Source organism: Pseudomonas sp. NPDC087626 (assembly GCF_044743405.1).
Classification (GTDB): domain Bacteria; phylum Pseudomonadota; class Gammaproteobacteria; order Pseudomonadales; family Pseudomonadaceae; genus Aquipseudomonas.
The window spans coordinates 12,605-37,898 of record NZ_JBIUWJ010000016.1; the positions used below are offsets into that span (position 1 = coordinate 12,605).

General features: G+C 61.8%; 23 protein-coding genes and 1 pseudogene. 10 read left to right on the forward strand and 14 right to left on the reverse strand.

Features of this window, described 5'->3' with window-relative positions; genetic code table 11:
• Positions 1-8: 8 nt before the first annotated feature.
• The gene (locus ACIOVD_RS15275; RefSeq protein WP_095168886.1) at positions 9-464 is read right to left on the reverse strand and encodes a MarR family winged helix-turn-helix transcriptional regulator; all 456 of its coding nucleotides are present in this window, start codon (positions 462-464) and stop codon (positions 9-11) included.
• A gap of 57 nt (positions 465-521) precedes the next feature.
• Between ACIOVD_RS15275 and ACIOVD_RS15280 the strand changes: the two genes are divergently transcribed.
• Together ACIOVD_RS15280 and ACIOVD_RS15285 are read left to right on the forward strand one after the other, a co-directional pair.
• Entirely contained in the window at positions 522-1,082 is a 561-nt protein-coding gene (locus ACIOVD_RS15280; protein WP_401128778.1) for a PaaI family thioesterase, read from the forward strand.
• An 82-nt stretch (positions 1,083-1,164) separates the two neighbouring features.
• Positions 1,165-2,172, forward strand: a complete 1,008-nt coding sequence (locus tag ACIOVD_RS15285) for an aldo/keto reductase (RefSeq protein WP_401128780.1) — start codon at positions 1,165-1,167, stop codon at positions 2,170-2,172.
• A 95-nt stretch (positions 2,173-2,267) separates the two neighbouring features.
• On the opposite strand, the gene ACIOVD_RS15290 is transcribed toward ACIOVD_RS15285, so the two are convergent.
• Genes ACIOVD_RS15290 through ACIOVD_RS15300 form a run of 3 tightly spaced genes read right to left on the reverse strand, consistent with a single transcriptional unit; the run spans position 2,268 to position 6,384 of the window.
• A complete protein-coding gene (locus ACIOVD_RS15290) occupies positions 2,268-3,602 on the reverse strand; it encodes an MFS transporter (RefSeq protein WP_159995695.1) in 1,335 nt (444 codons plus the stop codon).
• Between the two features lie 59 nt (positions 3,603-3,661).
• Positions 3,662-5,203 carry a class I adenylate-forming enzyme family protein gene (locus ACIOVD_RS15295; RefSeq protein WP_401128783.1) on the reverse strand — a complete coding sequence of 514 codons (1,542 nt, stop codon included), beginning with the start codon at positions 5,201-5,203 and terminating at the stop codon, positions 3,662-3,664.
• A gap of 2 nt (positions 5,204-5,205) precedes the next feature.
• A complete protein-coding gene (locus tag ACIOVD_RS15300) occupies positions 5,206-6,384 on the reverse strand; it encodes an acetyl-CoA acetyltransferase (RefSeq protein ID WP_401128786.1) in 1,179 nt (392 codons plus the stop codon).
• 146 nt (positions 6,385-6,530) lie between these two features.
• Here ACIOVD_RS15300 and ACIOVD_RS15305 point away from each other — a divergent pair, with 146 nt between their 5' ends.
• Entirely contained in the window at positions 6,531-7,094 is a 564-nt protein-coding gene (locus tag ACIOVD_RS15305) for a LuxR C-terminal-related transcriptional regulator (RefSeq protein WP_095168880.1), read from the forward strand.
• Here ACIOVD_RS15305 and ACIOVD_RS15310 read toward each other — a convergent pair.
• Positions 7,084-7,278 (reverse strand): annotated as a pseudogene (locus ACIOVD_RS15310) (integrase); the annotation flags it as partial. The gene ACIOVD_RS15305 and the pseudogene ACIOVD_RS15310 overlap by 11 nt on opposite strands.
• A gap of 172 nt (positions 7,279-7,450) precedes the next feature.
• Entirely contained in the window at positions 7,451-8,365 is a 915-nt protein-coding gene (locus ACIOVD_RS15315; protein ID WP_166591581.1) for a LysR family transcriptional regulator, read from the reverse strand.
• A gap of 267 nt (positions 8,366-8,632) precedes the next feature.
• Between ACIOVD_RS15315 and ACIOVD_RS15320 the strand changes: the two genes are divergently transcribed.
• The 4 genes from ACIOVD_RS15320 to pgm all read left to right on the forward strand — a co-directional run bounded on the left by ACIOVD_RS15320 (position 8,633) and on the right by pgm (position 14,963).
• Complete coding sequence (locus tag ACIOVD_RS15320; RefSeq protein ID WP_159995725.1) at positions 8,633-9,655, forward strand: zinc-dependent alcohol dehydrogenase family protein; 1,023 nt, start codon at positions 8,633-8,635, stop codon at positions 9,653-9,655.
• A gap of 599 nt (positions 9,656-10,254) precedes the next feature.
• A complete protein-coding gene (locus tag ACIOVD_RS15325) occupies positions 10,255-11,703 on the forward strand; it encodes a hypothetical protein (RefSeq protein WP_401128790.1) in 1,449 nt (482 codons plus the stop codon).
• A 105-nt stretch (positions 11,704-11,808) separates the two neighbouring features.
• Positions 11,809-13,209, forward strand: a complete 1,401-nt coding sequence (locus ACIOVD_RS15330; RefSeq protein WP_095168876.1) for a PLP-dependent aminotransferase family protein — start codon at positions 11,809-11,811, stop codon at positions 13,207-13,209.
• Between the two features lie 110 nt (positions 13,210-13,319).
• Positions 13,320-14,963, forward strand: a complete 1,644-nt coding sequence (gene pgm / locus ACIOVD_RS15335; protein ID WP_095168875.1) for a phosphoglucomutase (alpha-D-glucose-1,6-bisphosphate-dependent) — start codon at positions 13,320-13,322, stop codon at positions 14,961-14,963.
• A gap of 95 nt (positions 14,964-15,058) precedes the next feature.
• On the opposite strand, the gene ACIOVD_RS15340 is transcribed toward pgm, so the two are convergent.
• The 6 genes from ACIOVD_RS15340 to ACIOVD_RS15365 form a co-directional block, all read right to left on the reverse strand.
• Entirely contained in the window at positions 15,059-15,724 is a 666-nt protein-coding gene (locus ACIOVD_RS15340; protein WP_095168874.1) for a response regulator transcription factor, read from the reverse strand.
• Between the two features lie 57 nt (positions 15,725-15,781).
• On the reverse strand, positions 15,782-16,339 hold the full coding sequence (locus tag ACIOVD_RS15345; protein ID WP_159995731.1) for a PQQ-dependent catabolism-associated CXXCW motif protein: 558 nt from the start codon (positions 16,337-16,339) through the stop codon (positions 15,782-15,784).
• A gap of 123 nt (positions 16,340-16,462) precedes the next feature.
• Positions 16,463-17,254: an ABC transporter permease gene (locus tag ACIOVD_RS15350; protein ID WP_095168872.1), complete on the reverse strand. Its 792-nt coding sequence runs from the start codon at positions 17,252-17,254 to the stop codon at positions 16,463-16,465.
• Positions 17,251-17,982, reverse strand: a complete 732-nt coding sequence (locus ACIOVD_RS15355; RefSeq protein ID WP_401128796.1) for an ABC transporter ATP-binding protein — start codon at positions 17,980-17,982, stop codon at positions 17,251-17,253. The genes ACIOVD_RS15350 and ACIOVD_RS15355 overlap by 4 nt, the downstream gene beginning before the upstream one ends.
• Positions 17,979-18,938 (reverse strand): YVTN family beta-propeller repeat protein, encoded by a 960-nt coding sequence (locus ACIOVD_RS15360; protein WP_159995737.1) that lies wholly within the window; start codon positions 18,936-18,938, stop codon positions 17,979-17,981. Before ACIOVD_RS15360 ends, ACIOVD_RS15355 begins: the two co-directional genes overlap by 4 nt.
• 36 nt (positions 18,939-18,974) lie before the next feature.
• Entirely contained in the window at positions 18,975-20,159 is a 1,185-nt protein-coding gene (locus tag ACIOVD_RS15365) for an ABC transporter substrate-binding protein (protein ID WP_401128799.1), read from the reverse strand.
• A gap of 157 nt (positions 20,160-20,316) precedes the next feature.
• Between ACIOVD_RS15365 and ACIOVD_RS15370 the strand changes: the two genes are divergently transcribed.
• The 3 genes from ACIOVD_RS15370 to ACIOVD_RS15380 are packed head-to-tail and all read left to right on the forward strand — an operon-like array spanning position 20,317 to position 22,339.
• Positions 20,317-20,439, forward strand: a complete 123-nt coding sequence (locus ACIOVD_RS15370) for a hypothetical protein (RefSeq protein WP_256585469.1) — start codon at positions 20,317-20,319, stop codon at positions 20,437-20,439.
• A gap of 2 nt (positions 20,440-20,441) precedes the next feature.
• Positions 20,442-21,704, forward strand: coding sequence for a histidine kinase (locus ACIOVD_RS15375; RefSeq protein ID WP_401128802.1), 1,263 nt, complete (start codon positions 20,442-20,444; stop codon positions 21,702-21,704).
• Positions 21,701-22,339: a response regulator transcription factor gene (locus tag ACIOVD_RS15380; protein WP_159995743.1), complete on the forward strand. Its 639-nt coding sequence runs from the start codon at positions 21,701-21,703 to the stop codon at positions 22,337-22,339. Before ACIOVD_RS15375 ends, ACIOVD_RS15380 begins: the two co-directional genes overlap by 4 nt.
• A gap of 157 nt (positions 22,340-22,496) precedes the next feature.
• Here ACIOVD_RS15380 and ACIOVD_RS15385 read toward each other — a convergent pair whose 3' ends face one another.
• Complete coding sequence (locus ACIOVD_RS15385) at positions 22,497-23,144, reverse strand: pentapeptide repeat-containing protein (protein WP_401128806.1); 648 nt, start codon at positions 23,142-23,144, stop codon at positions 22,497-22,499.
• An 81-nt stretch (positions 23,145-23,225) separates the two neighbouring features.
• Positions 23,226-25,112 carry a quinoprotein ethanol dehydrogenase gene (gene exaA / locus ACIOVD_RS15390; protein ID WP_320334453.1) on the reverse strand — a complete coding sequence of 629 codons (1,887 nt, stop codon included), beginning with the start codon at positions 25,110-25,112 and terminating at the stop codon, positions 23,226-23,228.
• Between the last annotated feature and the right edge of the window lie 182 nt (positions 25,113-25,294).

A 25,294-nucleotide genomic window follows, 5' to 3' on the forward strand; every position in this document is an offset into this window, starting at 1 on the left:
CGAAAAAATCAGTCCCCTGCGGTGTCATCCGCGTCGTCGCCAAGGCATTCGATGCAGGCATCCAGAAGATCGTGCAATGCGGCGACGCGCTCGATGCCCAACAGTTCGTTGAGTGCTGTTTGCGCGAGCTTCCAGGCGCGCTGTGCTTCAGCTCGCTTCGCGTGTCCAGCCTCGGTTGCGTCGACAAGACGGCTGCGCGAATCATCGCCTGCACCGACCTTCAGCAAGCCTTGGGCCGCCAAAGGCTGAAGGTTCCTGGTCAATGTCGAAGCATCCATCTGCATGCGCTTTGCCAGATCACCGGGACGAATTGGCCCTAGCTTGACGACATGCGATAGCAGCGCGTACTGCGTGTTTTTCAACCCGGTCTCTGCGACATAGTGGTCGTAGTGGCGCGTCACCATGCGTGTGAGCTGGCGAAGCTTAAGGTTGGTGCATCCTTGTGGCTTGATCGGTTTATTCATGCGGTATATTGTACCTACAACTATTGCATATACAAGTATACCAACAAGGAGCCACTGATGGATGTCGATCAGGTTGTTGCGCAATGGATTGAGGAGGAGCAGGCCGTCCGTGATCGTCTTCAGGCACCTGATGCGATGCCCAGAGGGCAGGCTTTGGGCCTCACGGGGATGGAAGTCTTCGAGGCGATCTTTGCCGGGGAGTTGCCCCCTCCACCTATCGGAGACACTCTCGACTTTTTGCCGATGTACATGGAGCCCGGCGTGGCTGTCTTCCAGGGTCGGCCCGGGCGCAGGCATTACAACCCTATGGGCACCGTGCACGGTGGCTGGTTCGCAACGCTACTGGACTCTGCGGTGGGCTGCGCCGTGCATACAACGCTGGCGGTAGGCAAAGGCTATACCACGCTTGAACTGAAGCTTAATGTGGTGCGTGCCTTGACCGATGCGGTGCCGTTGGTGCGTGCTGAGGGCAAGGTGATTCATGTCGGGAGCCAGGTCGCCACGGCCGAGGGGCGGATCGTCGGCCCTGATGGAAGGCTATACGCGCACGCCACCACGACATGCCTGATCTTCGATCACCCCAAAACCCCTTCGATGAGCGCTGGTGGCCGAGGCTGAGATCGATGTTTGGACCCGATCCGGACGCCGATCGGCACCGGCGGCGCGCTGAAAGGCACCTGATGTGATTAACGGAGAAAACATGAAATACCTATCATTCGGCAAGACGGGCTTGCAGGTTTCACAGGTAGCTCTTGGTACGGGTAACTTCGGTACTGGCTGGGGCCATGGCGCCGATCAGGATACCAGCAAGGCGATTTTCAACGCGTACGTCGAAGCGGGCGGCAACTTTATCGATGGCGCAGACGTTTACCAGTTTGGGCAATCAGAAGAGCTGCTCGGCACCCTGCTGGAGGGGCGGCGCGAGAACTTCGTACTCGCGACCAAATACTCCACGGGTGCACAACCAGACGCTAACCGGCTTGTCACCGGCAACAGTCGCAAGGCGATGGTGGCCTCGGTGGAGGCAAGCTTGAAACGTCTGCGCACTGATCGCATAGACCTCTACTGGGCGCATTGGCCGGATGATGTCACACCTGCCGAAGAAATCGTTCGAGGGTTCGAGGATCTCGCGCGGGCGGGCAAGATTCTTTACGCCGGTCTCTCCAACTTCCCAGCATGGCGGCTGTCGCGGGCAGTCACCCTCGCCGAACTCACCCATGCAGTGCCGATCGCCGCAGCGCAGTTCGAGCACAGCTTGGTTCGGCGTGAACCTGAGGCTGATCTGTTTCCAGCCTCTCATGCGCTGGGGCTCGGAATCGTCACCTGGTCCCCACTGGGCGGGGGCATGCTGACCGGCAAGTATCGCAACGGGGAGAAGGGACGTGCCGAGGCGTTGGATGGCAAGGTTTTTCAGCCGGAGAACAGCGAGCATCGCACTAAGGTGCTCGATACAGTGATCGCGGTCGCTGACGAACTTGGTGTCAGCCCAGGGCAGGTCGCAATCGCCTGGGCGGGTACACATGGTTCGGTTCCCATCATCGGCCCTCGGTCAGTTACCCAGTTGACCGACAACCTGGGTGCACTGTCGGTCGAACTGTCGGCGCAGCAGATCAGTCGCCTTGACGCCGTTAGCAGTCTGCTTCCTTCGGCGACGGCAAGGACGCCCATTCCCTGGGCTACGGGTAATGCAAGTCACGCCGTTGCCTGATGTATTCGATACTCGACATACCCACTCAGGTGCACCTGGATTTTCTGTTGGGGGCCGTTATTCGTTTTAAGCGGAGCCCGAATCGCCCCCGCCAGCTACACAAAATCCTGTGCACCCTCGCAAGCCTTCGAACGTGCTTGCACCACCCCCGAGCCGGCTACAAAATCTTCTTTGCGCAGCGCCGTCAGGGCAATCAACGACATCACACCAGTGCCAATGTAGAAATACCACGGTGAGGTAATGTCGCCGGTTTGCTGGATCAACCACGTTGAAATAAACGGCGCGCTGCCGCCGAATACGGCCACCGGAACGTTGTAGGCCACCGCGATGCCGGTCGAGCGGATACGCGTTGGCAACAGTTCGCTCATGGTTGCGTAGGTCGACGAGGCGTACAGCCCGAAGGTGATCGCCACCGCCATCAACGGAAGGAAAAACGTCGCCGGCGTCGCGTCCGGCGCGGATTTGAAGAACCAGTACATCGCCAGCGTCGCCAACACCCCGACTACCATCAGGAATGGTTTACGCCCGTACTTGTCGGTGAACGCTCCCCCCAGCGGCATCACGAGGGCCGCCGACAGGCTGGCGATGAACACGTAAAACAATGTGGTGCCGCTGTCGAATTTCAGGATGCGCGACATGTAGGTCGAGGCGAACGTCAGCACCAGGTAAAAGATTGAACTGTGCAAGGTGATGATGAAAAACACCAAGGTAATTGCCCGCTTCCACTGCCAGACTTCACGCAAGGGTGCCTTCGACGTTTCCCCGGCCTTTTGCAGCGCCAGAAATTCCGGGCTGTCTTCCAGCTTGAGGCGGATGTACATCGAAATCAGGCCCATGGGGCCCGCGATCAGGAACGGAATGCGCCAGCCTCCGGCCTGCATCGTTTCGGCGCCGAGCACCCAGGTCATCCCGTTGGCGACAGCACCGCCCAGCACCAGCCCCAGCACGGCCGTCACCATCAGCCAGCAAGTGGAGAACCCGCGTCGACCAGGGCCCGCGTACTCGGAAATGAAGCTGGTGATGGTGCCAATTTCGCCTCCGGCCGAGAAACCCTGCACGCAGCGGATCAGCACCAGCAGGATAGGGGCCGCGATGCCGATGGAAGCGTAAGTGGGCAGCAAACCCAGCAAACAGGTCGAGCCAGCCATCATGAACAGTACGGTAATCAGGGTTTTGCGACGGCCGATCTTGTCGGCCAGCGGGCCGAAAAACAGGCCGCCCAACGGCCGAATGAAGAAGCTCAACGCGAACGCGGCAAAGCTGCTGAGCAAACTGGTGGCGGGGTCATCCGACACGAAAAACGCCTGGCCGATGTACACCGCCAGAAAACCATACACGCCGTAGTCATACCATTCGATGAGGTGCCCGGACGTCGCACCGATAAACGCGCGACGGCGCTGCCGGGCGAGATTGTGTTGTTGAGTAGCCATCGTCGTATTCCTGTCTTGTTTTTATTGATGGAAATTTCTATTGATGGAAAACAGGCGTTTCACTGGGATGTAGCAACGCTCGCGGCCTCCTTGAGCCATTGGCGCAGGTCGGTTTTGAGGATTTTTCCGTAGCTGTTTTTTGGCAGCTCGGTGCGAAACAGGTATTTCTTCGGCTTCTTGAACGACGCCATGCGCTCGGTAAACCAGTGGTTGAGCTGACCTTCATCCAGGCTGCTCTGGTCACGGGCGACCACGAACGCCACTACCGACTCGCCCCAATCCGCATCCGGCTCGCCCACCACGCACACTTCGAATACGCCCGGATGTGCTGCCAGCACCTCTTCCACCTCACGCGGATACACGTTGCTGCCGCCGGTGATGATCACGTCCTTGGAACGGTCAGTCAGGGTCAGATAACCCTGCGCGTCGAGGTAGCCGATGTCGCCAGTGAACAGCCAACCATCCACCAGGACCTCGCGCGTCGAGGCGTCGTTGCGCCAGTAACCGTGCATCACCGTTGCCCCGCGCACTGCGATTTCTCCGGGCTGTCCGGTGCCAAGGGTTTCGCGCGTAGCGCCGACGATGCGAATCTCGATGCACGATTGCGCCCGTCCCACTGACGATGCCAGGCGTGCCCAATCCGTATGGTTGCGATCAGCGATCAGTTCCCGGGGCAGGGCGCTGACCGTCATCGGGCTTTCACCCTGGCCGTAAATCTGCACCAGCCGAGGGCCAAAGGTGTCCACGGCATTCTGCAAGTCCGCCAGGTACATCGGCGCGCCACCGTAGACGATGGTTTTCAGGCCTTCACCGGCATACCCTTGCTGGCGTGCCTGCTCGACCATGCGCTTGACCATGGTCGGCGCGGCGAATAGCGTCACATTGCCAAGTGAAGTGGCCAGTTCAAACAACTCGACCGCTTTGAATCCGCGAGACACTGGCACCACATGCCGTGCGCCGCAACGCACATGGATGAAGTTGTACAGTCCGGCGCCGTGGGACATAGGTGCGGCGTACACCACCGAATCACCTTCGTGCACCGGGTCGACATCGATCGGGTAACACAGCGACATCGCCATCAAGTTACCGTGGGATAACATCACGCCCTTCGAGCGCCCGGTGGTCCCCGAGGTATAGAACAACCAGGCCAGATCATCGGCATGCCGTGGGACCGGAGTGTTGGTCGGCAGCAACTCAATCGAGAATTCGAACATGTCGTTCAACCCAACCCATTCCCTGCACCCTTCAGGTAACTGGGCCTGGTCAAACAGCGTGCCGTCGTCGGTAAAGATCAGCCGCGCTTGCGCGTTGTCGGCGATCCAGCCGGCTTCGTTGCGATGCAGTTTGCAGTTGATCGGCACCGCAACCGCGCCGACCCACCAGATGGCGTACAGCAGTTCCAGGTATTGACAGCAGTTTTTCATGAAGAGGGCGACGCGGTCGCCGGGCTGAATGCCGTGTTGCTCGCTGAGCGTCATGGCCCGCCGCTGCACGTTTTTGGAGAATTGCTGGTAATCGGCCACTTGTCGATCACCTTCGAACAACGCAGGACGCATCGGCCAGCGATGGGCCGCGTCATTCAGCCAATTGGCAATGTTCATGGCTATGCTCTCCGTGCCTGAAGCACCGAGGCGTAGTTGGCCACGGCCATTCCGCCCATGTTGAACAGCAGTCCGAATTCGGCATCGGGTACAGCGATACCGATGGCCTGTCCGGTCAGTTGTCGGAAGGCCATGGCGTGCATCGACACGCCCGTGGCGCCCACGGGATGACCCTTGGCCTTGAGCCCGCCGGACAGGTTGACCGGAAGTCGCCCGCCGGCCTGCACGATGCCGTCATCCAGCGCGCGATGGCCTTGGCCTCTCGGCGCCAGCCCCATGGCTTCGTAGATCAGCAATTCGGCGATAGTGAAACAGTCGTGGACCTCGGCGAAATTGATCTCGGTCAACGGCACATCCGCGCTGCGCAACGCGTTCTGAATTGCTCGCTGCGGACCTTCGAAGGCCAACAGATCGCGTTGGGAAATGGGTAGGAAGTCGTTGACCTGGGACATCGAACGAATCAGCACTTCGCGACGAAACTGCTTGGCGCGCTTGGCCGAGGCCAACACGATGGCGGCGGCACCATCGGTGATCAGCGAGCAATCGGTCAGGCGCAGCGGCTCGGCGATGTACGGGTTGCTCTCGGACACCGTGTTGCAGTGCTCGAAACTCATCGCCTTATGCATCTGTGCCAGGGGATTGCTCAATGCGTTGGCATGGTTCTTTGCGGCAATCCTCGCCATCGACATTAGCGGGCTATGGTAACGCTGTTGATAGTGCTGCGCCGCCAGGCCAAACAACTGCGGGAAGCTGAAGCCGGATTCCTCGATATCATTCTGGTAGCCCGCACCGGCCAGGGCCTTGGTCACCTGTGCAGTGCTGTTGGCGGTCATTTTTTCAGCGCCAACCACCAATACCAAGTCTGCCGAGCCCGAGAGAATCGCATTGATCCCGGCCTGAATGGCGGCTGAGCCTGAAGCGCAGGCGTTTTCGCAACGGGTGGCTGGTTTGAAGCGAAGCGCAGGGTCCGCTTGCAGCACCAGGGAAGCCGGAAAACCGTCAGGGACCATGCCCGAATTGAAGTGTCCGAGGAAAATTGCGTCGATCTCAGATGCATCGACGGCCGCATCGGCGAGCGCTTCGTGGGTGACTTGCACGATCAGATCTTCGAGGGTCAAATCATTCAGTCGACCGAAACGGCTGTGTCCGACGGCGACGATGGAAACGGTGTGGTTAGCCATTATTGTTTTTCCTTTGCGATTGCAGGCGTTCCCTACAATGGCCCACCGCAAAGTCTGATCGCTACTTCGTGCAACTACGTATAGGAGTGAGTAGCCGAACTGACCGATACTGGGCTCATACCCATAAAAAGCAGCAGGACTGCACGATGAAAGATCCACTGGAAGACCTTGAACGGCTGGCGTTTCAAGTGTCGCCGGCTCCCCAAGTGATCACCGGCAACCGCAGCATGCTTGATCTCAACGTGGCATTTCTTGAGTTGTTCGGGTTCCAGCGCGACGAGTTGATCGGCGAGTTGATCCTCAAGCTCTATCCCTCCCAAGCCGACTACAAGGCCATAGGCGAACGCAGCCTGAGCTGGCTACAGCACAGCAAGAACGGCTCCTATTCCGATGAGCGCTTCATGCAGCATCACAGTGGTGAAGTGTTCTGGGCCAGGGCCAATGGCTACACGCTGACGCCGGATGATCCGTTTCAGTTGATGGTCTGGCATTTCGAGCGTATGGACCGCGTGTTTCACGCGACGGTCAACTTGACGCCGCGAGAACGGGAAATCTCGGCGCACATTGTCAACGGCCTGACCTGCAAGGAAATCGGCCGTAAATTGAACATTTCCCACCGCACTGTCGAAGTCCATCGGGCCCGGCTGATGAAAAAGCTGCAGGCCAAGAACAGCGCGGAGTTGGTGTCAAAGATCATTGTGCTGAATTGAAGTCGACGTCCTCCCAGCGCATCTGCACCAGTTTGCCGGCGCGGCCCGGCAACAGAACCAGCAGGCGCATCGCGACGGCAACGCTGCCGTCGTTGCACTCCACCCAGCCGCGCCGAGTCTTAGCCATTTTGCGCTGGCGACGCAGCTGCGTAATGATCGTGGCGATGTGTTCGAGCTTGATCTTGAACTGACAATCTTCGGGGTTGGCAGTGATATCTGAGAGGCACTCCAATTTTCATCGGCTGCATGTTCACCGCTCCGCTTAAAGTCTCAGGCCGGTCTATCGATTCGCAGAGAGTGCGGTCGGCGCTGTTCTCATCAATAAAAGATCAGATGAACAGCCTGCCCGACAACGCCTAAAGACTATCCGGATCCCCGAAAAACATCTGAATCCGCGACCGCAACCAGCGCTCCCCCGGATCATTGTCCTGAGACCCGCGCCAGGCCATGTGCAGCTCGAAGGTGCGGGTCGGTAGCGGTGGGTTTTCGGCGCGCAGGCCGCCGGCGGCGGTCAGGGCTTCGGCGGTGTAGTCCGGTACGGTGGCGAGAATGTCGGTGCCGGCCAGCAGGGTGCCCAGGCCGTTGAACTGCGGTACGGCGAGCACCACGTGGCGTTTGCGACCTTGTTTCTCCAGCTCTTCATCGACGAAGCCACTGAGGTCGCCGGCAAACGACACCAGCGCATGGGGGCGGGCGCAGAAGTCGTCCAGGCTCAGTGCACCGGGCACGGTGTCGGCGCGCAGCAGCTTGGGCTGGCTGCGGCGCAGCACTTTGCGCTTGGCATTGGCCGGCAGGTCGGTGGTGTAGCTGACGCCAATGGAAATTTCTCCTGAGGCCAGCAGATTCGGCATCAACAGGTAGTTGACCCGGCGCACCACCAGGACAATGCCCGGTGCCTCGGCGCGCAGGCGCTTGAGCAGCATGGGCAACAGGGCAAATTCGACGTCATCCGACAGGCCGATGCGAAATACCGTGGTGCTGGTAGCAGGGTCAAACTCGGCTGCGCGGCTCACGGCCGTGGAGATCGAGTCCAGGGCAGGGGAGAGCAGGGCGAAGATTTCCACCGCGCGGGCGGTCGGTTCCATGCTGCGTCCGGTGCGCACGAACAGAGGGTCGTCGAACAGCCCCCGCAGGCGCGAAAGGGCCGCGCTGATGGCCGGTTGGCCGAGGAACAGCTTCTCGGCGGCACGGGTTACGCTGCGTTCGTGCATCAGGGTTTCAAACACGATCAACAGGTTCAGGTCGACACGACGCAGGTCATTACGATTCATCTGGAGTCCTGGCAGAGTCAGCAAGCTTGACGAGAGCGGCCATATGAGAACAATGACCGGCATGAATCTTACGGGGAAAGGCTGTTACTCTGCACCGAGTAATTCATTTTTCCCACAATGCTGGTTCGGTTTTCTAGATTGATTGACGGATTTCCGGAGCTGCGGAATCAATGACAGGCATGTCGACTATTAATAGCCACTGATGGTCTTGGCCACAAAGCCCGGATAAAGTTCATGGCATTAGAGGTTACTTTGACGAGGTTTGCGATGTCCCGCACGATCCGTTTTCACAAGTTTGGTCCAGCCGAGGTGCTCAAATGCGAAGAGCATGCGGCTGCTCTGCCGGCACCCGGTGAAGTACAGGTGCGTGTCGAGGCGATAGGCGTCAGCTGGTATGACATCCTCTGGCGGCAGAACCTGGCATCGTCCCATGCACGGCTGCCGTCCGGGCTGGGGCATGAGATGGCGGGCGTGGTCACGGCCCTCGGTGAAGGCGTGGATGACCTGGTAGTTGGCGACAAGGTGGCCAGCTTCCCGGCGGAAAGCCCCAATGACTACCCGGTGTACGGCGAGCAGATCGTGCTGCCGCGTTCGGCGCTGACCCGTTATCCCGATGTCCTGAGCCCGATCGAGGCGGCGGTGCATTACACGCCCTTGCTGATCGCCTATTTTGCCTACGCCGATCTGGCACGGGTCAAACCCGGGCAATTTGCCCTGGTGACAGACGCCAGCCACTGCGCCGGCCCGTCCTTTGTGCAACTGGGCAAGGCTTTGGGTGTGCGGGTAATTGCCGCGACCAAGACTGCCGAAGAGCGCGAGTACCTGCTGTCGCTGGGTGCCGAGAAGGTGATTGTCACCGAAGAGCAGGACCTGCTCATGCAGATCAACAAGCTCACCGACAATCGTGGCGTGGATGTGGTGTTCGACGGCCTGGGCGGCCCACAGATGTCGCTGCTGGGCGACGTCCTGGCGCCACGGGGCAGTTTGGTGCTGTATGGCCTGCAAGGCGGCAACCAGACGCCATTTCCGGCCTGCGCAGCGTTTCAGAAGAACATTCAGTTTTTCGTGCACTGCATCGGTAACTTCACCGGCAAGCCGGAGCTGGGGATTGTCCAGGACCAGGCCGCGCTGCAACGGGCACTGCGCGAAATCAACCAATTGACCGCCGACCGCGTGTTGCTGCCGCTCAAGACCCGGGTCTTCCCGTTCGCCGAGTTCGTCGAGGCGCATCGCTATATGGACGAGTGTCCGTGTCGCGAGCGAGTGGCGATTCTGGTCGAGCCCTCCTGAGATCCGCTCAACAAACAGCCCGCGAAAGCGGGCTGTTGCGTTATGGCCCCAGGTAAACGCCGTACCCACTCCCCTGATAAACAGCCTGTTCAGCAACTGAACTGGTTTTTGTCTGTGATCTGTATCTTCTAATCAATATCCAAGCCCTGATAATTGAATGATCACTTTCATCTCAAGGAATGAGTCATGGCTGAGCCTTTTGTTTTAGTCAGCGCTATTAACAGTGTCGAGTGGCGGGCGCATTGCTCGCCCACGCCGGGCGTTGGTGTTTGGCAAGTAGCGCAGCTAACTACTAGTTGCGTATTTTTTGCCGGGTTATGGCTTCTTGGTTTTGCGTACTCATTGTCTGTGGGAAGTTGTCGGAATTGTCCTAGGCCTTGCCGTATTTGCCTGAAAGCCCCTGATTCAGGCGCACGCAGGCGAACTTTCCGGCGTGCTGAATCTGTTAGGGCAATAGTGTCAAATAGTTGCTGAAGTCAAAATGCCACCATTGATCGCCGATAATTACACCTCGCACTAATCAATCGAGATTGATCACTGCCACAGCGGTTGAGCGATGTTCTTTTGATACCGACTTATTGAATTTCAGGTAAATAACGATGAGCACCATGCATGATTCAGCGATGAACAATGTCTATCACCAAGTACTGACTCGTCTGCTGAGTTTCTTCTCCCGGGCAGAGCGCACCGCACTGCAACTTTTGATCCAGCGTTTACTGGTAGCGGCTGGCGGCCCGGAAAGAATCGAGCATTTCAAAGTCCTGCTGGCCCACTCCGGTAGCCAGGACAGCTGCTACTCGCTGGCGTTGCTGCGTGCCGCGCAGTTGAGCATCGCCGCCCGGTCGCCAGCGACCTTCCACCTGCGGGTGGCAACCCTGCGCATGGGCTCGACGACGCCGGCGATCATGGACAGTATTCAGCGCAGCTATGCAGCGCTGTTTGTCTACGATGACCCGCGCGTCGAGGTGCTGATGGTCGATAACCGTGAGGTATTGCCCTTTAGTCATTTACCTGCGCTGTCCGACGCCGGCCAAGAATGGAATCGCACCAGCCTGTTGTTGCTCGGCCATTCGCGAGAGCCGGGGAGTCCTTATGAAGCCTGTGATGACGGCTACCTGGCCACCGGCGAATTTTATGGGCAGATGAGCCGCTGGCAGGGTGGCGTGGATGCGCTGGTGGGCGGAGCAACGGCACGTCAGCAGCGGCAGTTCCTGGCCGGGTTGGCGCGAGCAGCCCAGCGCGCCAGCTTGCCGACGCTGGCAGAACCGGCTCTGAGCATGGATGGCCTGCTGAGCAGCCTCGAACAACTGGACAACGATTGCTACCGCGAGCTGTATGCCGAGCAACAAACCGTGGCCTGGCGACCCCAGGCGGGTTTTGACGCGCGGCGCGGGACCACCTTTATCGATATCCAGGACCTGGTGACGGGCAACGCGCAAGAGCGCTGGCTGTTGCTCAACGAATTCCTCGGCCTGCAGGCGGAGGAAGCGGATGTCGCCCTGCGGGAAAACGACTACGCCAGCGCGCTGCTGTCGGCCCATTGTCGTGGATTGCAGGCCAGCTACCTGGAGGGCCAGCCGTATGAGCGCGGATTTGCCCAGTACGTGCAGCGCGGGTTGTTGCTCATGCGTAAAAGAGGCCTACCAGAGCCCGTTTGCCAGCAGGCCTCGGCGCTTTACGACAATCCCCCGGCATTGGCCGAGCGGCGCATCGAGGCCAACGCCGAACTCCAGCAGAACCTGGGGCTGTGCGAAGCGCAACTGGTGTGCCTGTTGTTCGCGCCCTTTGTCGGCCAGGGCGCGGGTCTGGAGCGATTTCTGCGGCGTTGCCATCCCGGCATGCTGGTAGCTATTGGCGAGCTGCACAAGGCATTGCAGGGCGAGGCCGCGCCGGAGCAGGTGATGCACTGGATGGTGGATGTCAGCGGCTTGCCGATCAACCTGATGCGCACGCTATATCGCCGGCGTTCCGTGCTGGAGGCCGGCGTTGCGGACTCCAGTGGCGGGGCCTTGGTGCACGCGCTCAATGCTCTGTCAGCGCGACCTTGAGGAGCCTGGTTTGACTGATTCGAACTACATGGGCCGCGACACCAGCGGCCAGGCGTGTCTGCCCCAGGCTCGGCCCCTGACCCTTGCTGCGATTGGCCTGCGTCCATGAAAGAGCAGAGAGAGAGCGACTTTGCCTATCAGGCGGTGTACCGCTACCTGACCTGCCTGATCAATGAAATGGAGGCCGAGACGCCAATCAAGCTGCCGTCACTGCGGCAACTGGCCGAGCGCCTGAGCGTGTCGATTTCGACTATCCAGTACGCCTACTCGCTTTTGGAGAAGGAAGGGCGGGTGTACTCGGTGGCCAAGTCCGGGTACTACGCCTTGCCGGTGTCGCTGAACGCGGCGTTCTGCGGCGGCAATGACCTGTTGGAAACTCTCTACGTGAGTGCCAGGCGCCCGGGCATGTTGGTGATGAGCACCGACGAGCCGGCCCTGCTGCAGTCGCTGGACAGTCCGTTACTGCTGCTGGAGCGCGAACTGGTGCGCCAATATCCGCGCCAGCAGCAACCGCATTCCCAACCCTGTGGCGAACTGGAACTGCGTACCGCGTTGGCAGCGCGCTACACCACATCACCGATCCGTTGCTGGCACGCTGACGATGTCTACATTGGTGCCGATTTGCGTGGCGTGCTGGAGATCCTGATTGCGGTGCTGGCGCTCAAGGGCGCCACCGTGCTGGTGGAGTCGCCCTGTGACTGGGTGATCCTGCGCTTGTTGCAGGCGGCCGGGGTCCAGGTTATCGAGTTGCCGATCGGCGAGGATGGCTCGCTCGACCCGCAATGGCTGGCACACCTGTTGGCGACCGAAACAGTGCGCCTGGTGCTACTGTCCTCCGGCGTAAGCATGCCCAGGGGCAGCCTGATGCCGGCCGCCAACCGCCAGGACATCGCGCACCTGTTGCAGGAGCACGGTTGCTGGGTCCTGGAGAATGATGTCTACGGCGAGCTCGGGCACGAGCCGAACGAGTTGCGCTTTCGCGACCTGCTCGATCCCGAGCGCTTGATCGTGTTTTCGACCTTCGAAAAGCTCATGGGGCCCGAGGCGCCTTACGGCTACCTGCTGTCGCGCCCGCTCAGCGCTGAACTGCAGCGGACCTTTTTGCTGCGCTCCTTTCGCTTGTCACCGATCCGCCAGAAAGCCATTGCCCGGCTGTACAGCAGTGGTCGCATTGACCAGCACCTGCTGGTATTGCGTCGCCTGCTCAGTGAACGCAAAAGCCGCATGGTGCAGCTGCTGCAGGAGCGCCTGGGTGATGCGCTGGACTTCGTCGAGCCGGCGGGTGGCGCGACCCTCTGGGCCCGCTCGCTGCGTCCGGTCGATATGCGCCGAGTGTTCCAGCGCATGCTCAAGCAGAGTGTGGTGATTGCCCCGGGGGAGCTGTTCAGCCTGCATGGCCTGCATTCGCAGCATGTGCGACTGAGCCATGCGTTCAATGGCCAGCACGATCTGGACACGACCATGGCGATGCTCGGCGATGCCCTGAGGCTGGAGTTGATGGAGTAGTCGAGGGGCAAATAATCCTGACCTGGCGCGGATAGATATCGTCGCTCTATAGTCAAACTGCCAGTAAACTCCCTGCCTATTCTTGAACCACTCTTTTTCAGAGGTTTTGCATGACACTCAGTCCTTTTGCGGGCAAGCCGGCACCAGCAGAGCTCTTGGTCGATATCCCGCGACTGGTAACAGCCTATTACACCGGTCGGCCCGATGCCTCGGTGGCGACCCAGCGCGTTGCGTTCGGCACCTCCGGGCACCGTGGCAGCTCGTTCGAGCTGAGTTTCAACGAATGGCACGTCCTGGCGATCAGCCAGGCGATCTGCCTGTATCGCCAGGCCCAAGGCATCGACGGCCCATTGTTCGTCGGTATCGACACCCACGCGCTGTCGACGCCGGCCGGTGCCAGCGCCCTGGAAGTGCTGGCAGCCAACGGCGTGACCGTGATGATCGCCGCCAATGACGAATACACCCCGACCCCGGCCATTTCTCACGCGATCCTGTGCTACAACCGCGGCCGCACTTCGGGCCTGGCCGACGGTATCGTCATTACGCCGTCGCACAACCCGCCGCAAAGCGGTGGCTACAAGTACAACCCTACCAACGGTGGCCCGGCCGATACCCACATCACCAAGTGGATCGAAGCCAAGGCCAACGAGCTGCTGGCCAACCAGTTGGCCGGGGTCAAGCGCATCAGCTACGAGCAGGCGCTCAAGGCCAGCACCACCCATCGCCATGACTTCCTCAATACCTATGTCGCCGACCTGATCAATGTGATCGACTTCGACGCAATCCGTGGGGCCAATCTGCGCCTGGGCGTCGACCCACTGGGCGGCGCCGGAGTGCGCTACTGGTCGGCTATCGCCGAGCACTACCGCTTGAACCTCGAAGTGGTGAACACCGAGGTCGACCCGACGTTCCGCTTCATGTCGGTGGACTGGGATGGGCAGATTCGCATGGACCCGTCCTCCAGCCACGCCATGCAGGGCCTGATCGGCCTCAAGGAGCGCTTCGACGTCGCGTTTGCCTGCGACCCGGACCATGACCGCCACGGTATCGTCACCCCCTCCGGTGGTTTGCTGGCGCCGAACAACTACCTGGCGGTCGCCATCGACTACCTGTTCCAGAACCGTCCGTTGTGGCGTGCCGATGCGGGCGTGGGCAAGACCGTGGTCAGCAGCGGCCTGATCGATCGCGTGGCCAAGCGCCTGGGTCGACGCCTGTACGAAGTGCCGGTGGGCTTCAAATGGTTCGCTGACGGGCTGTTCGACGGCTCCCTGGGTTTTGGTGGCGAAGAGAGTGCGGGCGCTTCGTTCCTGCGCAAGGATGGCGGCGTCTGGAGCACTGACAAGGATGGTCTGATCCCGGCGTTGCTGGCCGCGGAAATGACCGCCCGCACTGGCCGCGACCCGAGCCAGGCCTACCGTGCCCTGACCGATGAGCTGGGCGAGCCCTTCGCCGTGCGCGTCGACGCCAAGGCCAGCCCCGAACAGAAAGCCCTGCTGGGCAAACTGGCGCCGGAGCAGGTCAAGTCGACCCAACTGGCTGGCGAAGCGATCCAGAGCATCCTCAGCAAGGCGCCGGGCAACGACCAGGCCATCGGTGGCTTGAAAGTCATGACCGAAAACGGCTGGTTCGCCGCCCGTCCTTCAGGCACCGAAGACATCTACAAGATCTATGCCGAGAGCTTCATTGGCGACGATCACCTCAAGCAACTGGTGCAAGAAGCCCAGACCCTGGTGGATGGCGCGATCAGCGTCTGAACCCCGGCTCCCACCCTTGTGGGTGCGAGCCTGCTCGCGCTGGCGGTGCGTCAGGTACCGTCGGTGTTGGCCCAACCGCGAACCCGCAAAGGGCCTCAGCGGCGCAGGTACGAGCCGAAATCGATGTCCCCGGCACTGAGGATCGCCTGCACCCGGTTGTGCACGTTGAGCTTGCGCAGGATGGCCGAGACGTGGGCCTTGACCGTGGTCTCGGCGATTTCCAGGGTGTAGGCAATCTGCTTGTTCGATTCGCCCTTGGTCATCCGTTCGAGTACCAGCAACTGTTTGCGAGTCAAAGCCTGGAGCAGTTCCGGCGGGAAACTCGGGGTGTCGTTCATGCGCCGCTGGCTGCTGCTTTTTTGCGTGCGGATGATATCGGGCGGCAGGTACACGTTGCCGTTGAGAATCTGCTCGATGGCTTCGGTCATCTGCGCCCTGGGCGAGGACTTGGTGATGAAACCCACCGCGCCATAGGTAATGGCTTGCAGGACGATCTGCTTGTCCTGTTCGGCGGAGACGATTACCACCGGGATGGTCGGCGCTTCGTTGCGCAGGTTGATCAGGCCATTGAGGCCGTGCATGCCCGGCATGTTCAGATCCAGCAGGATCAGGTCCAGGTCGTCATGGCTCTGGGTCAGGGCCAGGGCACTGTCCAGGTCGGCGGTTTCCATCACCTCGCTGCCGGGAAAACCATCGCTGATGACGTTATGAATGGCTTCGCGGAACAGTGGGTGATCGTCGGCAATCAGAATTTTGTACATAGCCTTTCACCTCGTTATTTTGATTATGGTGTGGCAACAACACGCAAGGGTGCAACGTCAGGGAAAGGGCTCCGGTTGGGCCAGGGTCACGGGCAGGTTTGCTGCCTGCCAGGCATCCAGGCCGTCGCGGTACCAGTACACCGACTGATAGCCCAGGGCTGCGGCGCGTTTTACCGCGTTCCAGCTCAGCCAGCAATCGGAGCGGCAGTAAAACACCAGCGCACGCCGGGTATCGCCCGCGGTCAATGTTTGCAGGTTACGCGCAAAGTAGGCCTGCCAGGCAGGGCTCAGATCGCCGTCACCGGTGTTGGCCAGCCAGTGGCTGCCGGGCAGGTTCTCGTGGGGCTGGTCTTCAATGAAACGCTCATGCAGCCATTGCCGACGGTAGACGTCGATCAGCAGCGGAGGCGGTGTCTGGCCGAGCAGGGTTTGCAGGCTGGCGGTATCGACAATACTCGCGCCCGGCGCCTGGTCGGGCGTCGGGCTGCGGTACAGGCCGATGCGGTAGCCCTGGGCGGAAAACAGCGGGCTGTCGGCGTGGGCCACGCCCAGCAGCAGGCACAGCGACAGGGCAGTGAGAGGAGGGCGCAACAGGCGATGGCAGGCACGCAGCATAGCGGTTCAGTCCTTATCGTTATGAACCTATTACATGCCAGACGTTGTGCCTTGGGAATGCGACGATAGACAGGAAAACCAGTACCAAAGTAGTAGTTTTGCGCCTTTGCTGGCAAATACCGCCTAACCTGCCTTGCGCAACGCTGCATGCTGCGGGTTGAACGTCAGCACCGCCAGCAGGCCGAACAGCAGCGTCAGCCCGGCGCACACCGCCAATGCCAGGGGGTTGAACCGCTCATACAGGGCAAACCGCACCAGCTCCACCGCATGGCTGAACGGATTGACCGCACACAGCCAGTACAGCCACTCGCTGGAGTCGCGCATTTTCCACAGCGGATACAGCGCCGACGACAGGAAAAACAGCGGGAAGATCACGAAATTCATCACCCCGGCGAAGTTCTCCAACTGGCGGATCCCATTGGACAGCAGCAACCCCAGGGCGCTGAGCATCAAGGCCACCAGCAACAGCGCCGGCAGGGCGAGCAGCAGGCCCGCGACCGGCGGGCGCACCCCATACAGCCAGGCAATCGCCAGGAAGGCATACACCTGCAACAGCGAAACCAGCGCGGTCGCCAGCAACTTGCTGCACAGCAGGAAGGTCCGGGGCAGCGGGCTGGTGAGCAGTACGCGCATGCTGCCCATTTCCCGGTCGTAGACCATCGACAGCGAACCCTGCATGCCGTTGAACAGTAGGATCATGCAGGCAAGACCGGGGATGATGTAGACCTCGTAGGGGATGTAGGTGTCGTAGGGCTCGATGATTGCGATGCCCAGCGCCGCCCGAAAACCGGCGGCAAACACCAGCAGCCACAACAGCGGGCGTACCAGGGCGCTGAGAAAGCGCGTGCGCTGCAACACGAACCGCAGCCATTCGCGCAGCACGATCCCGCGTAAGCATTGCCAGTAGGCGTTCATCGGGTGGCTCCCACGGCGGTCAGGCGGTTGAAGGCCGTGCCGAGGTCGCCGCCATGTTCCAGGCTCAAGTCCGCGGCCTGCCCGCTGGCCACCAGGCGACCCTGATGGAGAATCAGCAGGTCGTCGCTGGGCGACACCTCGTCCAGCAGGTGGGTGGTCCACAGCACGCTCAACTGTTGCTCGTGGCACAGGCTACGCAGGTGCTGGTTGAGGGCCAGGCGGCTGGCCGGGTCGAGGCCGACGCTGGCTTCGTCGAGCAGCAACAGGCGCGGTTGGTGTAGCAGGGCGCGGGCGATCTCTACCCGGCGACGGTGGCCACCGTTGAGTTCGCGCACCCGTTCACTGCGGCGCTCGGTCAGGCCCAGGCGCGCCAGTTCGGCGTCCACCCGCTGGCTGCTCTGGCGCCGGGACAGGCCATGCAGGGCCGCGTGGTAACGCAGGTTCTGTTCGACGCTGAGGTCCAGGTCCAGGGTGCTTTGCTGAAATACCACGCCCAATTGCTTGAGCGCCGGACGCGGGCGGTCGCGCAATGAATGGCCGCCGACCCGGATCTCGCCGCGCTGCAGGTCATAGAGTCGGGTGAGCAGGGCAATCAAGGTCGACTTGCCTGCGCCGTTGGGCCCCAGCAACGCGGCAAAACGCCCTGGTGCCAGACTGAAGCCGACCCGGTTCAGCGCCTGGCGGGCACCGTAGGCGAAGCTCAGGTCGCTGACGTCCAGGGCATTCATGGCGTGACCACCACGCCCCAGGGGTAACGCCCGACCTTCACCGACTTGATGACCTTGAGGCTGTCGACATCGATCACCGAGACATCGCCGCTGACGCCGTTGGTGGCCAGCAACTGTTTTTGATCCGGGGTGAACGCCATCTGCCAGACGCGGCGTCCCACCAGCAGGTAGTCGAGGATTGCAAAGGTCCTGGCGTCGATCACCGCCACATGGTTGGCCGGGCCGAGGGCGACAAACCCGTACTTGCCGTCGGCGCTGAGCTTGACCCCCACCGGCTGGACCTTGTCCGGGTGCACGCCCTTGATCTGGAAGTTCAGGGTCTTGAGTACCTTGCGGCTGGCCACCTCGAGAATGGTCACGGTGCCGCCGATTTCCGCCGAGGCCCAGAGCTGCTGGCCATCCGGGGAGAACTCGACAAATCGTGGGCGCTGGTCCACCAGGGTGCTGTCGGCCAGGGTCTGGGTGCTGGTGTCGATCCAGTGCAGCATGTTGGTGGTTTCACTGGTGTTCACCGCCCACTTGCCATCGGGGCTGACGGCCATGCCTTCGGGTTCGACGCCGACGCTGATCTGCCCGAGTACCTTGGCGGTCTCGGTGTCGATCACCGTCACCAGCGCATCGTCTTCGTTGGAGACGTACAGCCAGCGGTTGTTGGGGTGCAGGGCGAACTGCTCGGGGTCCTTGCCGGAAGGCAGCTCCTTGATGATCTTGCGGGTCGCCACGTCCATCACCTGGACCCGGTCCGAATCACTGGCGCAGATGTACAGCAGCTTATTGTCGTGGGACAGCAACAGGCCACGAGGGCGCTGGCCGACGGGCAGGGTGTCGGTGACTTGCAGGGTCTGCAGGTCGATCAGGCTCAGGCTGTTGTCCTTCTCGTTGGAGACCCAGGCGGTGCTGGCCGCGGCGTGCCCGGCGGCGAGCAACAGGGCGCATGAGAGCAGGGTGCGGCGCATGGCGGATACCTTCTGGTTGTTGTGGGGTGGGCAATTTCAGGGAAAGCGGCAACTGACCTCGGGCTTGTCGTAACCCAGGCTGTCCATTTCGTTGAAGGGGTGCAGGAAACCTTCCTGGGGTGAAGTGCTGACCAGCGCCCGGGGCTGCACGATGGGGATGGGTTGGCGTAACTGGCCATTCCAGGGGCGATAGCTGAGCTTGCGGCCCTTGAAGCCGTCCAGTGGCAGTTGGTCGCTGAGTTGCAGCTCGCGGATCGCCATGGGGTCGGCGTTGCGCAGTTTGCTCACCGCACTGGCGATGCTGCGCACGGCCATCCAGGCGGCGAAATCGCGGTCGTTCATCCAGCGCCCGGCCAGGGCCTCGAAGCGTTTTTGCAGCTGCGCGGCGCCGTAGGTTTCCACGGTCTTGTGCCAGCCCACGGGAGTCAGGCCCTGGGTGCCGGCGACCGGGCGCGGGTACCAGGTCTGGTAGGGCACGTACTCGCCGAAATCGCCGCGCTCATCGGCCACCAGCACCACGTCATACTCGGCGGTCTGGGTGAACAGCGGCATGTCGGCCTGGGCGCTGCGGCGTTGGTCGTTGTCGAAACTCCAGGCCTTTTCTGCCACCAGTTGCAGGCCAAAGCGCTTGGCGGCGCGCCGCAGGGCGGCGGCATAAGCCTGGTCGTCTGCGGTCGGGCCGACGATCAGCAAGGCCCGCTGCCATTTGCGTTGCACCAGCAATTGCCCCAGGGCATCGGCGAGCATCGCCCGGCTCGGCAGACTGTGCAGCACGTTGGGCAGGCAGTCGGTGCTGCGCAAACTGTCATCCGGACTCCCGGCATTGAACAGCAGGCTGTCGGGCAATGCCGCGCTCAGCTGGCGCAGGCTGGACGCCGGGGCGTTGACCACAAACAGCCGCAGCCCTTGCTCATGCTGGGCCTTGGCGGCGTCCAGCAGGGCTTGCGGGGTGACGACGCTGGCGCTGAGCAAGTGGTAGCTCTGGTTGAGAAAGCGCCCGGTGCTGTTGCTGTCGGTGATCGCCAGTTCGGCGCCGCGCAGGCCGGCGTCAGTCGGTTCGCCAATCACGTTGGACAACAGCGGACCCGGGTCGGGGCGATAGCCCAGGTAACCGATCTGCACCGGCAACGGTGGGTCCGCCGCCTGGCTTTGGCTCGCCACGCCGGCGGCGCAGGCAATCGCCAGCAGGTAGATCAGGGCGTAGGGGGCAAGCTGGCGCATAGGGCACTCCGTTCCAGGTAGCGCCAGCATAGGAAGCCCACGAGCAGGGGGAAATATGCAGAAAGTACCAGTCAGCCAGTACCAAGGTAGTAACTGCGCCAAGGCGGCGTGGTTTTAGCATGGGCAATAACGGCTATTTCAGTGGAGGCGATTGATCATGCGAATTCTCAAGGCGCTGCTCCTGCCGTTGTTGCTGATCCTGAGCATGATCGGCGTCGACCGCCTGCACGGTCCGCAACCGGTCGCAGCGCGGGTCATGCCCGCTCTACCGGGGCGCTAGGCGTGTCGGCCCTGTGGCGGATCAACCTGTGGGTCTGCGGCTTTTTTGCCCTGGTGACCCTGGGGTGCATGGGCTTGCTGCTGCATCAGGCGCTGGCAGATGTCGAGCGGGAACTGCAGTCGGCAGAGGCGGTGGTCGAATACTTGAGCGAAAGCGCGGCGCGCGACCCGGTCAGCCTGCAGCCCCGGCTGACCGAGGGCCTGCGTCACGTGCGGGTACGCTGGTTGCAGTCGGGGGAGGCGGCACAGGCTCCGGTGCACAAAGGAATGGATGCCTGGCTCGCCCGACTGCTGTTTGCCGAGCGCCTGCACAGCCCCCGTCTGCTTGATCTGCACGACGGCCGGCGGGTACAAATTGCCCTGGACCCGCGGGACGAACTCGATGAAGTCTGGGACTCGGTGCAGCAACTGCTCGGCCTGTGCGCCCTGGCGTTGCTCGTCAGCCTGGTCAGTATTCGCTGGGCGGTACGCCGTGGCATGAGCCTGCTCGATGAGTTGCTGCGGGCCTTGCAGCAAGTGTGCGCTGGCCAGCTCAAGGTCCGTCTGCGCGGTACCGGCTTGGCGGAAGCGCGCCAACTGGCCCAGCAGTTCAACCGCATGACCGAGGCCCTGGAACAGGCCCATGCCGACAATGCCCGGTTGACCCGCACCCTGTTGGCCGTGCAGGAGCAGGAGCGCACCCATTTGGCCCAGACCCTGCACGACGATCTTGGCCAGTACCTGGCGGGGATTCGCGCCCAGGCCTGTCTGCTGCGCCTGGTCGCGAACCAGCCCCAGACCATCGAGCGCACGGTGCGCGAGCTGGAGCACAACTGCGAACACCTGCAGCAGGGCTTTCGCGCCCTGGTCCAGGATCTCTATCCGGTAGTCCTGCAGCACCTGCCGTTGAGCGCGGCCGTGGGCTTGCTGGTGCAGCAGTGGCAGACCCGGCAGGGCATCGATTGCCGGTTGCGGGTCAGCGCCGATCTGCCGCTGCTGTCCGCACCGCACCAGACCCATCTGTATCGGCTGCTGCAAGAAGCCCTGACCAACATTGCCCGCCATGCTGGCGCCAGTCAGGTGCGGGTGCGCCTGCATCATTGCGGCGGACGATTGCGGGTGCTGGTGCGCGATAACGGTCGTGGTGCGCAGCAACCACAGCAACCGGGTGTCGGCCTGTATTCAATGTTCGAACGGGCCCGTTGCCTGGGCGGCGAACTGCGCATCATCAGTCAGCCCGGCGCCGGTTGGGCGCTGGCCTTGAGCATGCCTTTGGAGGTGTCATGAACATTTTGCTGGTCGATGATCACGCGGTAGTCCGCCAAGGCTACGCCAGCCTGTTGCGGGCGTTGTTGCCGGCGATCGAAGTGCGCGAAGCGGCCACCGGCGAGGAGGCGTTGAGCCGGGTCCAGGAGGCGCTGCCGAACCTGGTGATCATGGATTTTGGCTTGCCGGGCATCAGTGGCCTGGAAACCACCCGCCGCCTGCGCCAGCGCTTGCCGCAACTGCGGGTGCTGTTTTTCAGCATGCACGATGAATTGCCGCTGGTGCGCCAGGCCCTCGATGCCGGGGCGTCGGGCTACCTGACCAAAAGCTCGGCGCCTGAAGTGTTGATCGAGGCGGTGCGCCGGATTCTCGCCGGTCACGCCTATATCGAGCAGCCCCTGGCTACCCAGTTGGCGTGCCACCCGCAACAGGACGCCAGCGATCCGCGCCTGCAGAGCATGACCCAGCGTGAACTGGAGATCTTTGTGATGCTCGCCAAAGGCACCCCGGCACGGCTGATTGCCGAGCAGTTGAGCATCAGCAGCAAGACTGTTTCCAACCACCTGACCTTGCTCAAGAGCAAGCTGCAGGTCAGCTCTCATGCCGAACTGGTGCACCTGGGGATTGATATGGGGGTGGTGCGGGTGGCTAGCTGACGGAGCATTCAACATCGATGTCGCCTGACACACCGCCATCGCGAGCAAGCCGCAAGCGGGCGCTCGCTCCTTGTGTCGGTGTATGTAAAATCTGCCGCTATCGAAAAATCCCACTGAGGGCACGAGCCAGGTGTTCGTAGATCGTGCGTAAAGCCAGTCATTTATCCCAGGTTGTTGGACAGCCGATACACCCCTCCATGTTCGCATCCTGAAAGTTGCCGTAATGCTGGCGCGAGCCGCTGAGGTTGGCCTGGGCCAGGTTGCTTTCGCCGAACTTGGCTTCCTGCAGGTTGGCGTCGCTGAGGTTGGCGCCTTGCAGGTCGGCCTTGCTCAGCCAGGTCATTTCCAGGTCGGCGGCGCGCAGGTTGGCGTTGTGCAGCTTGGCGCCGGACAGGCGGGCGAATTGCAGGTAGGCGCCGCCCAGGTTGGCATCCTGGAATTGCGCGCCTTGGGCAAACAGGCCCCAGCCCTGGACCGCCAGCAGTGTCGCGCCGGTGAAGTCGGCCAGGCGCAGGTTGCTTTGTTGCAGGTTGGCGCGGGTCAGGTTGGCGCCTTGCAGTTGGGCCTTCTCCAGGTTGGCCAGGTCGAGGCGGGCGTGGCGCAGATCTGCATCGCGCAGGTCGGCGCCGCTGAGGTTCATGTTGCGCAAGTCCTGATTGCTCAGGTTGGCGCCACGCAGATTGGCGCCGGGGCATTGGCTGTGGTCGGCGATGGTGCAGCCGTTGATGATCAGCGGGGTGTCGTCACCGTCGTCGGCGTGGGCGGGGGTGAGGCTCAGGAGAAGCAGCAGAGGTAGATAGTTCATCGCAAGGTTCTCGGAGGTGCCGATTTCCCTGTAGGAGCGAGCGGGCACTCGCTCCTACAAAGTATGTGTCAGTAGCGAGGATCAGCGTTTGGCGGTCGGGTTATCCCAGCTCGGGATCTTGAACACCCAGAACGAGCCACCCTGGGCCACGGGTTTGGTCAGCTCGGCCATGTCGCCACCCCACAACGGCACAGCACCGCCGTAACCGACGGTCACGCCGATGTACTGCTCGCCATCCTGTTCCCAGGTGATCGGCGGCGAGACGATGCCGCTGCCGGTCTGGAACTTCCACAGCTCCTTGCCGGTTTTCGCATCGAAGGCCTTGAAGAACCCGTCGCCGGTGCCGGTGAACACCAGGTTGCCCTTGGTCGCCAGCACGCCGGCCCACAGCGGCAGGGCCTCCTTGTGCTCCCAGACCACTTTGCCGGTGGTCGGGTTCATGGCGCGCAGGGTGCCGACGTGGTCGTCGTACATGCGCTTGATGCGAAAACCCATGCCCAGGTAGGCCGAGCCCTTCTTGTAGTTGACCTCTTCGGTCCAGTATTCCTCTTTCCACTGGTTGCCCGGGATGTAGAACAGCCCGGTGTCCTGGCTGTAGGCCATGGGGTTCCAGTTCTTGCCGCCGAGGAACGGCGGCGAGACTTCCACCGGCTTGCCCTTGGTTTCCCCTGGCAGGGGCTTGGCCGGGCGCTGGCCCTCGTTCTCCACCGGACGTCCGGTCTTGAGGTCGATGTGGCTGGCCCAGGTGATGTTGTCGACGAAGGGGAAGGCGTTCTGCAGTTTGCCGTTGTTGCGGTCGACCACGTAGAAGAAGCCGTTGCGGTCGGCGTGGCCGGTGGCCTTGACCAGTTTGCCGTCCTTGTCCTTGTAATCGAACAGCACCAGCTCGTTGTTGCCGGAGAAGTCCCAGGCATCGTTCGGGGTGTGCTGGTAGAACCACTTGACCTCGCCAGTGCTCGGGTCGACCCCGACCTGGCCTGAGGTGTAGAGGCTGTCGTAATCGTGCGGGTTACCGTCCTTGGAGGTACGCGCCCAGGTGTTCCAGGGCCCGGGGTTGCCAGCACCGACGATGATGGTGTTGCTTTCCGGGTCGAAACTGGCGCTCTGCCAAGGGGCGCCGCCGCCATGGCTCCAGGCCTCGACCTTGCCGGTCTCGGTAGTCGGGTCATTGGGCCAGGACGGTGCCTTGACGTCACCGGTGGGGGTGCTGTCCTTGCCGTTCAGGCGGCCCATGTGGCCTTCGACGAAAGGCCGCATCCAGACTTCTTCGCCGGTGTCCGGGTCGCGGGCAAACAACTGGCCGACCACGCCGAATTCGTCGCCAGAGCTGCCGTGGATCAGCAGCACCTTGCCGCTGGTCTTGTCCTTGATCAGCACCGGGGCGCCGGTCATGGTGTAGCCGGCGGCGTGGTCGCCAAACTTCTTGTTCCATACGACTTTGCCGGTGTTCTTGTCGAGGGCGATCAGCCGCGCGTCGAGGGTGCCGAAGTAGATCTTGTCGCCGAAAATCGCCGCGCCACGATTGACCACGTCACAGCACGGACGAATGTTGTCCGGCAGGCGATGGTTGTAGGTCCACAGGCGCTTGCCGGTCTTGGCGTCGAGGGCAAAGACCCGGGAGTAGGAACCGGTGACGTACACCACGCCGTCGCTGACGATGGCCTGGGATTCCTGGCCGCGCTGTTTTTCATCGCCGAAGGAGTAGGACCAGGCCGGGGTGAGCTTGAACACGTTCTGGTCGTTGACCTGGGCCAGCGGGCTCCAGCGCTGGGCGTTGGTGCCCATGCCGTATTGCAGCACGTCCTTGGTGGTCAGGTGGTCGTTGGCAATGTCTTCCCAGCTCACCTTGGCGCTGGTCGGGGCGGTGGCAGCGTACCCGGTGGTGCCCAGGGACAGGCCGCCCACCAGCAGGAAGGCCTGCACGGCGAGGGTCAGGGGGGAAAGGGCGGGTAGCGATCTTATTGTCATGGTTGCAGTTCCCAGTGGAGGTTTTGGCCTGCACAGGGTGCTGCGCCGTGTCGGTGGCGCCTACGGAAAAAGTCCCGCTGTGGCCGGGAAGACTTCCCGGTCGGGCTATGAATTGGGTGTGCGTCACAAGCCCTACTACCAAGGGAGTAGAGCGCGGCCACCAAAGCAGCATGGGGCTTGTG

Bases quoted from the DNA above. Each gene is read 5' to 3' on its own strand.
- ACIOVD_RS15275 (WP_095168886.1), bottom strand. From the start codon at position 464: ATGAATAAACCGATCAAGCCACAAGGATGCACCAACCTTAAGCTTCGC.
- ACIOVD_RS15280 (WP_401128778.1), top strand. From the start codon at position 522: ATGGATGTCGATCAGGTTGTTGCGCAATGGATTGAGGAGGAGCAGGCC.
- ACIOVD_RS15285 (WP_401128780.1), top strand. From the start codon at position 1,165: ATGAAATACCTATCATTCGGCAAGACGGGCTTGCAGGTTTCACAGGTA.
- ACIOVD_RS15290 (WP_159995695.1), bottom strand. From the start codon at position 3,602: ATGGCTACTCAACAACACAATCTCGCCCGGCAGCGCCGTCGCGCGTTT.
- ACIOVD_RS15295 (WP_401128783.1), bottom strand. From the start codon at position 5,203: ATGAACATTGCCAATTGGCTGAATGACGCGGCCCATCGCTGGCCGATG.
- ACIOVD_RS15300 (WP_401128786.1), bottom strand. From the start codon at position 6,384: ATGGCTAACCACACCGTTTCCATCGTCGCCGTCGGACACAGCCGTTTC.
- ACIOVD_RS15305 (WP_095168880.1), top strand. From the start codon at position 6,531: ATGAAAGATCCACTGGAAGACCTTGAACGGCTGGCGTTTCAAGTGTCG.
- ACIOVD_RS15315 (WP_166591581.1), bottom strand. From the start codon at position 8,365: ATGAATCGTAATGACCTGCGTCGTGTCGACCTGAACCTGTTGATCGTG.
- ACIOVD_RS15320 (WP_159995725.1), top strand. From the start codon at position 8,633: ATGTCCCGCACGATCCGTTTTCACAAGTTTGGTCCAGCCGAGGTGCTC.
- ACIOVD_RS15325 (WP_401128790.1), top strand. From the start codon at position 10,255: ATGAGCACCATGCATGATTCAGCGATGAACAATGTCTATCACCAAGTA.
- ACIOVD_RS15330 (WP_095168876.1), top strand. From the start codon at position 11,809: ATGAAAGAGCAGAGAGAGAGCGACTTTGCCTATCAGGCGGTGTACCGC.
- pgm (WP_095168875.1), top strand. From the start codon at position 13,320: ATGACACTCAGTCCTTTTGCGGGCAAGCCGGCACCAGCAGAGCTCTTG.
- ACIOVD_RS15340 (WP_095168874.1), bottom strand. From the start codon at position 15,724: ATGTACAAAATTCTGATTGCCGACGATCACCCACTGTTCCGCGAAGCC.
- ACIOVD_RS15345 (WP_159995731.1), bottom strand. From the start codon at position 16,339: ATGCTGCGTGCCTGCCATCGCCTGTTGCGCCCTCCTCTCACTGCCCTG.
- ACIOVD_RS15350 (WP_095168872.1), bottom strand. From the start codon at position 17,254: ATGAACGCCTACTGGCAATGCTTACGCGGGATCGTGCTGCGCGAATGG.
- ACIOVD_RS15355 (WP_401128796.1), bottom strand. From the start codon at position 17,982: ATGAATGCCCTGGACGTCAGCGACCTGAGCTTCGCCTACGGTGCCCGC.
- ACIOVD_RS15360 (WP_159995737.1), bottom strand. From the start codon at position 18,938: ATGCGCCGCACCCTGCTCTCATGCGCCCTGTTGCTCGCCGCCGGGCAC.
- ACIOVD_RS15365 (WP_401128799.1), bottom strand. From the start codon at position 20,159: ATGCGCCAGCTTGCCCCCTACGCCCTGATCTACCTGCTGGCGATTGCC.
- ACIOVD_RS15370 (WP_256585469.1), top strand. From the start codon at position 20,317: ATGCGAATTCTCAAGGCGCTGCTCCTGCCGTTGTTGCTGATCCTGAGC.
- ACIOVD_RS15380 (WP_159995743.1), top strand. From the start codon at position 21,701: ATGAACATTTTGCTGGTCGATGATCACGCGGTAGTCCGCCAAGGCTAC.
- ACIOVD_RS15385 (WP_401128806.1), bottom strand. From the start codon at position 23,144: ATGAACTATCTACCTCTGCTGCTTCTCCTGAGCCTCACCCCCGCCCAC.
- exaA (WP_320334453.1), bottom strand. From the start codon at position 25,112: ATGACAATAAGATCGCTACCCGCCCTTTCCCCCCTGACCCTCGCCGTG.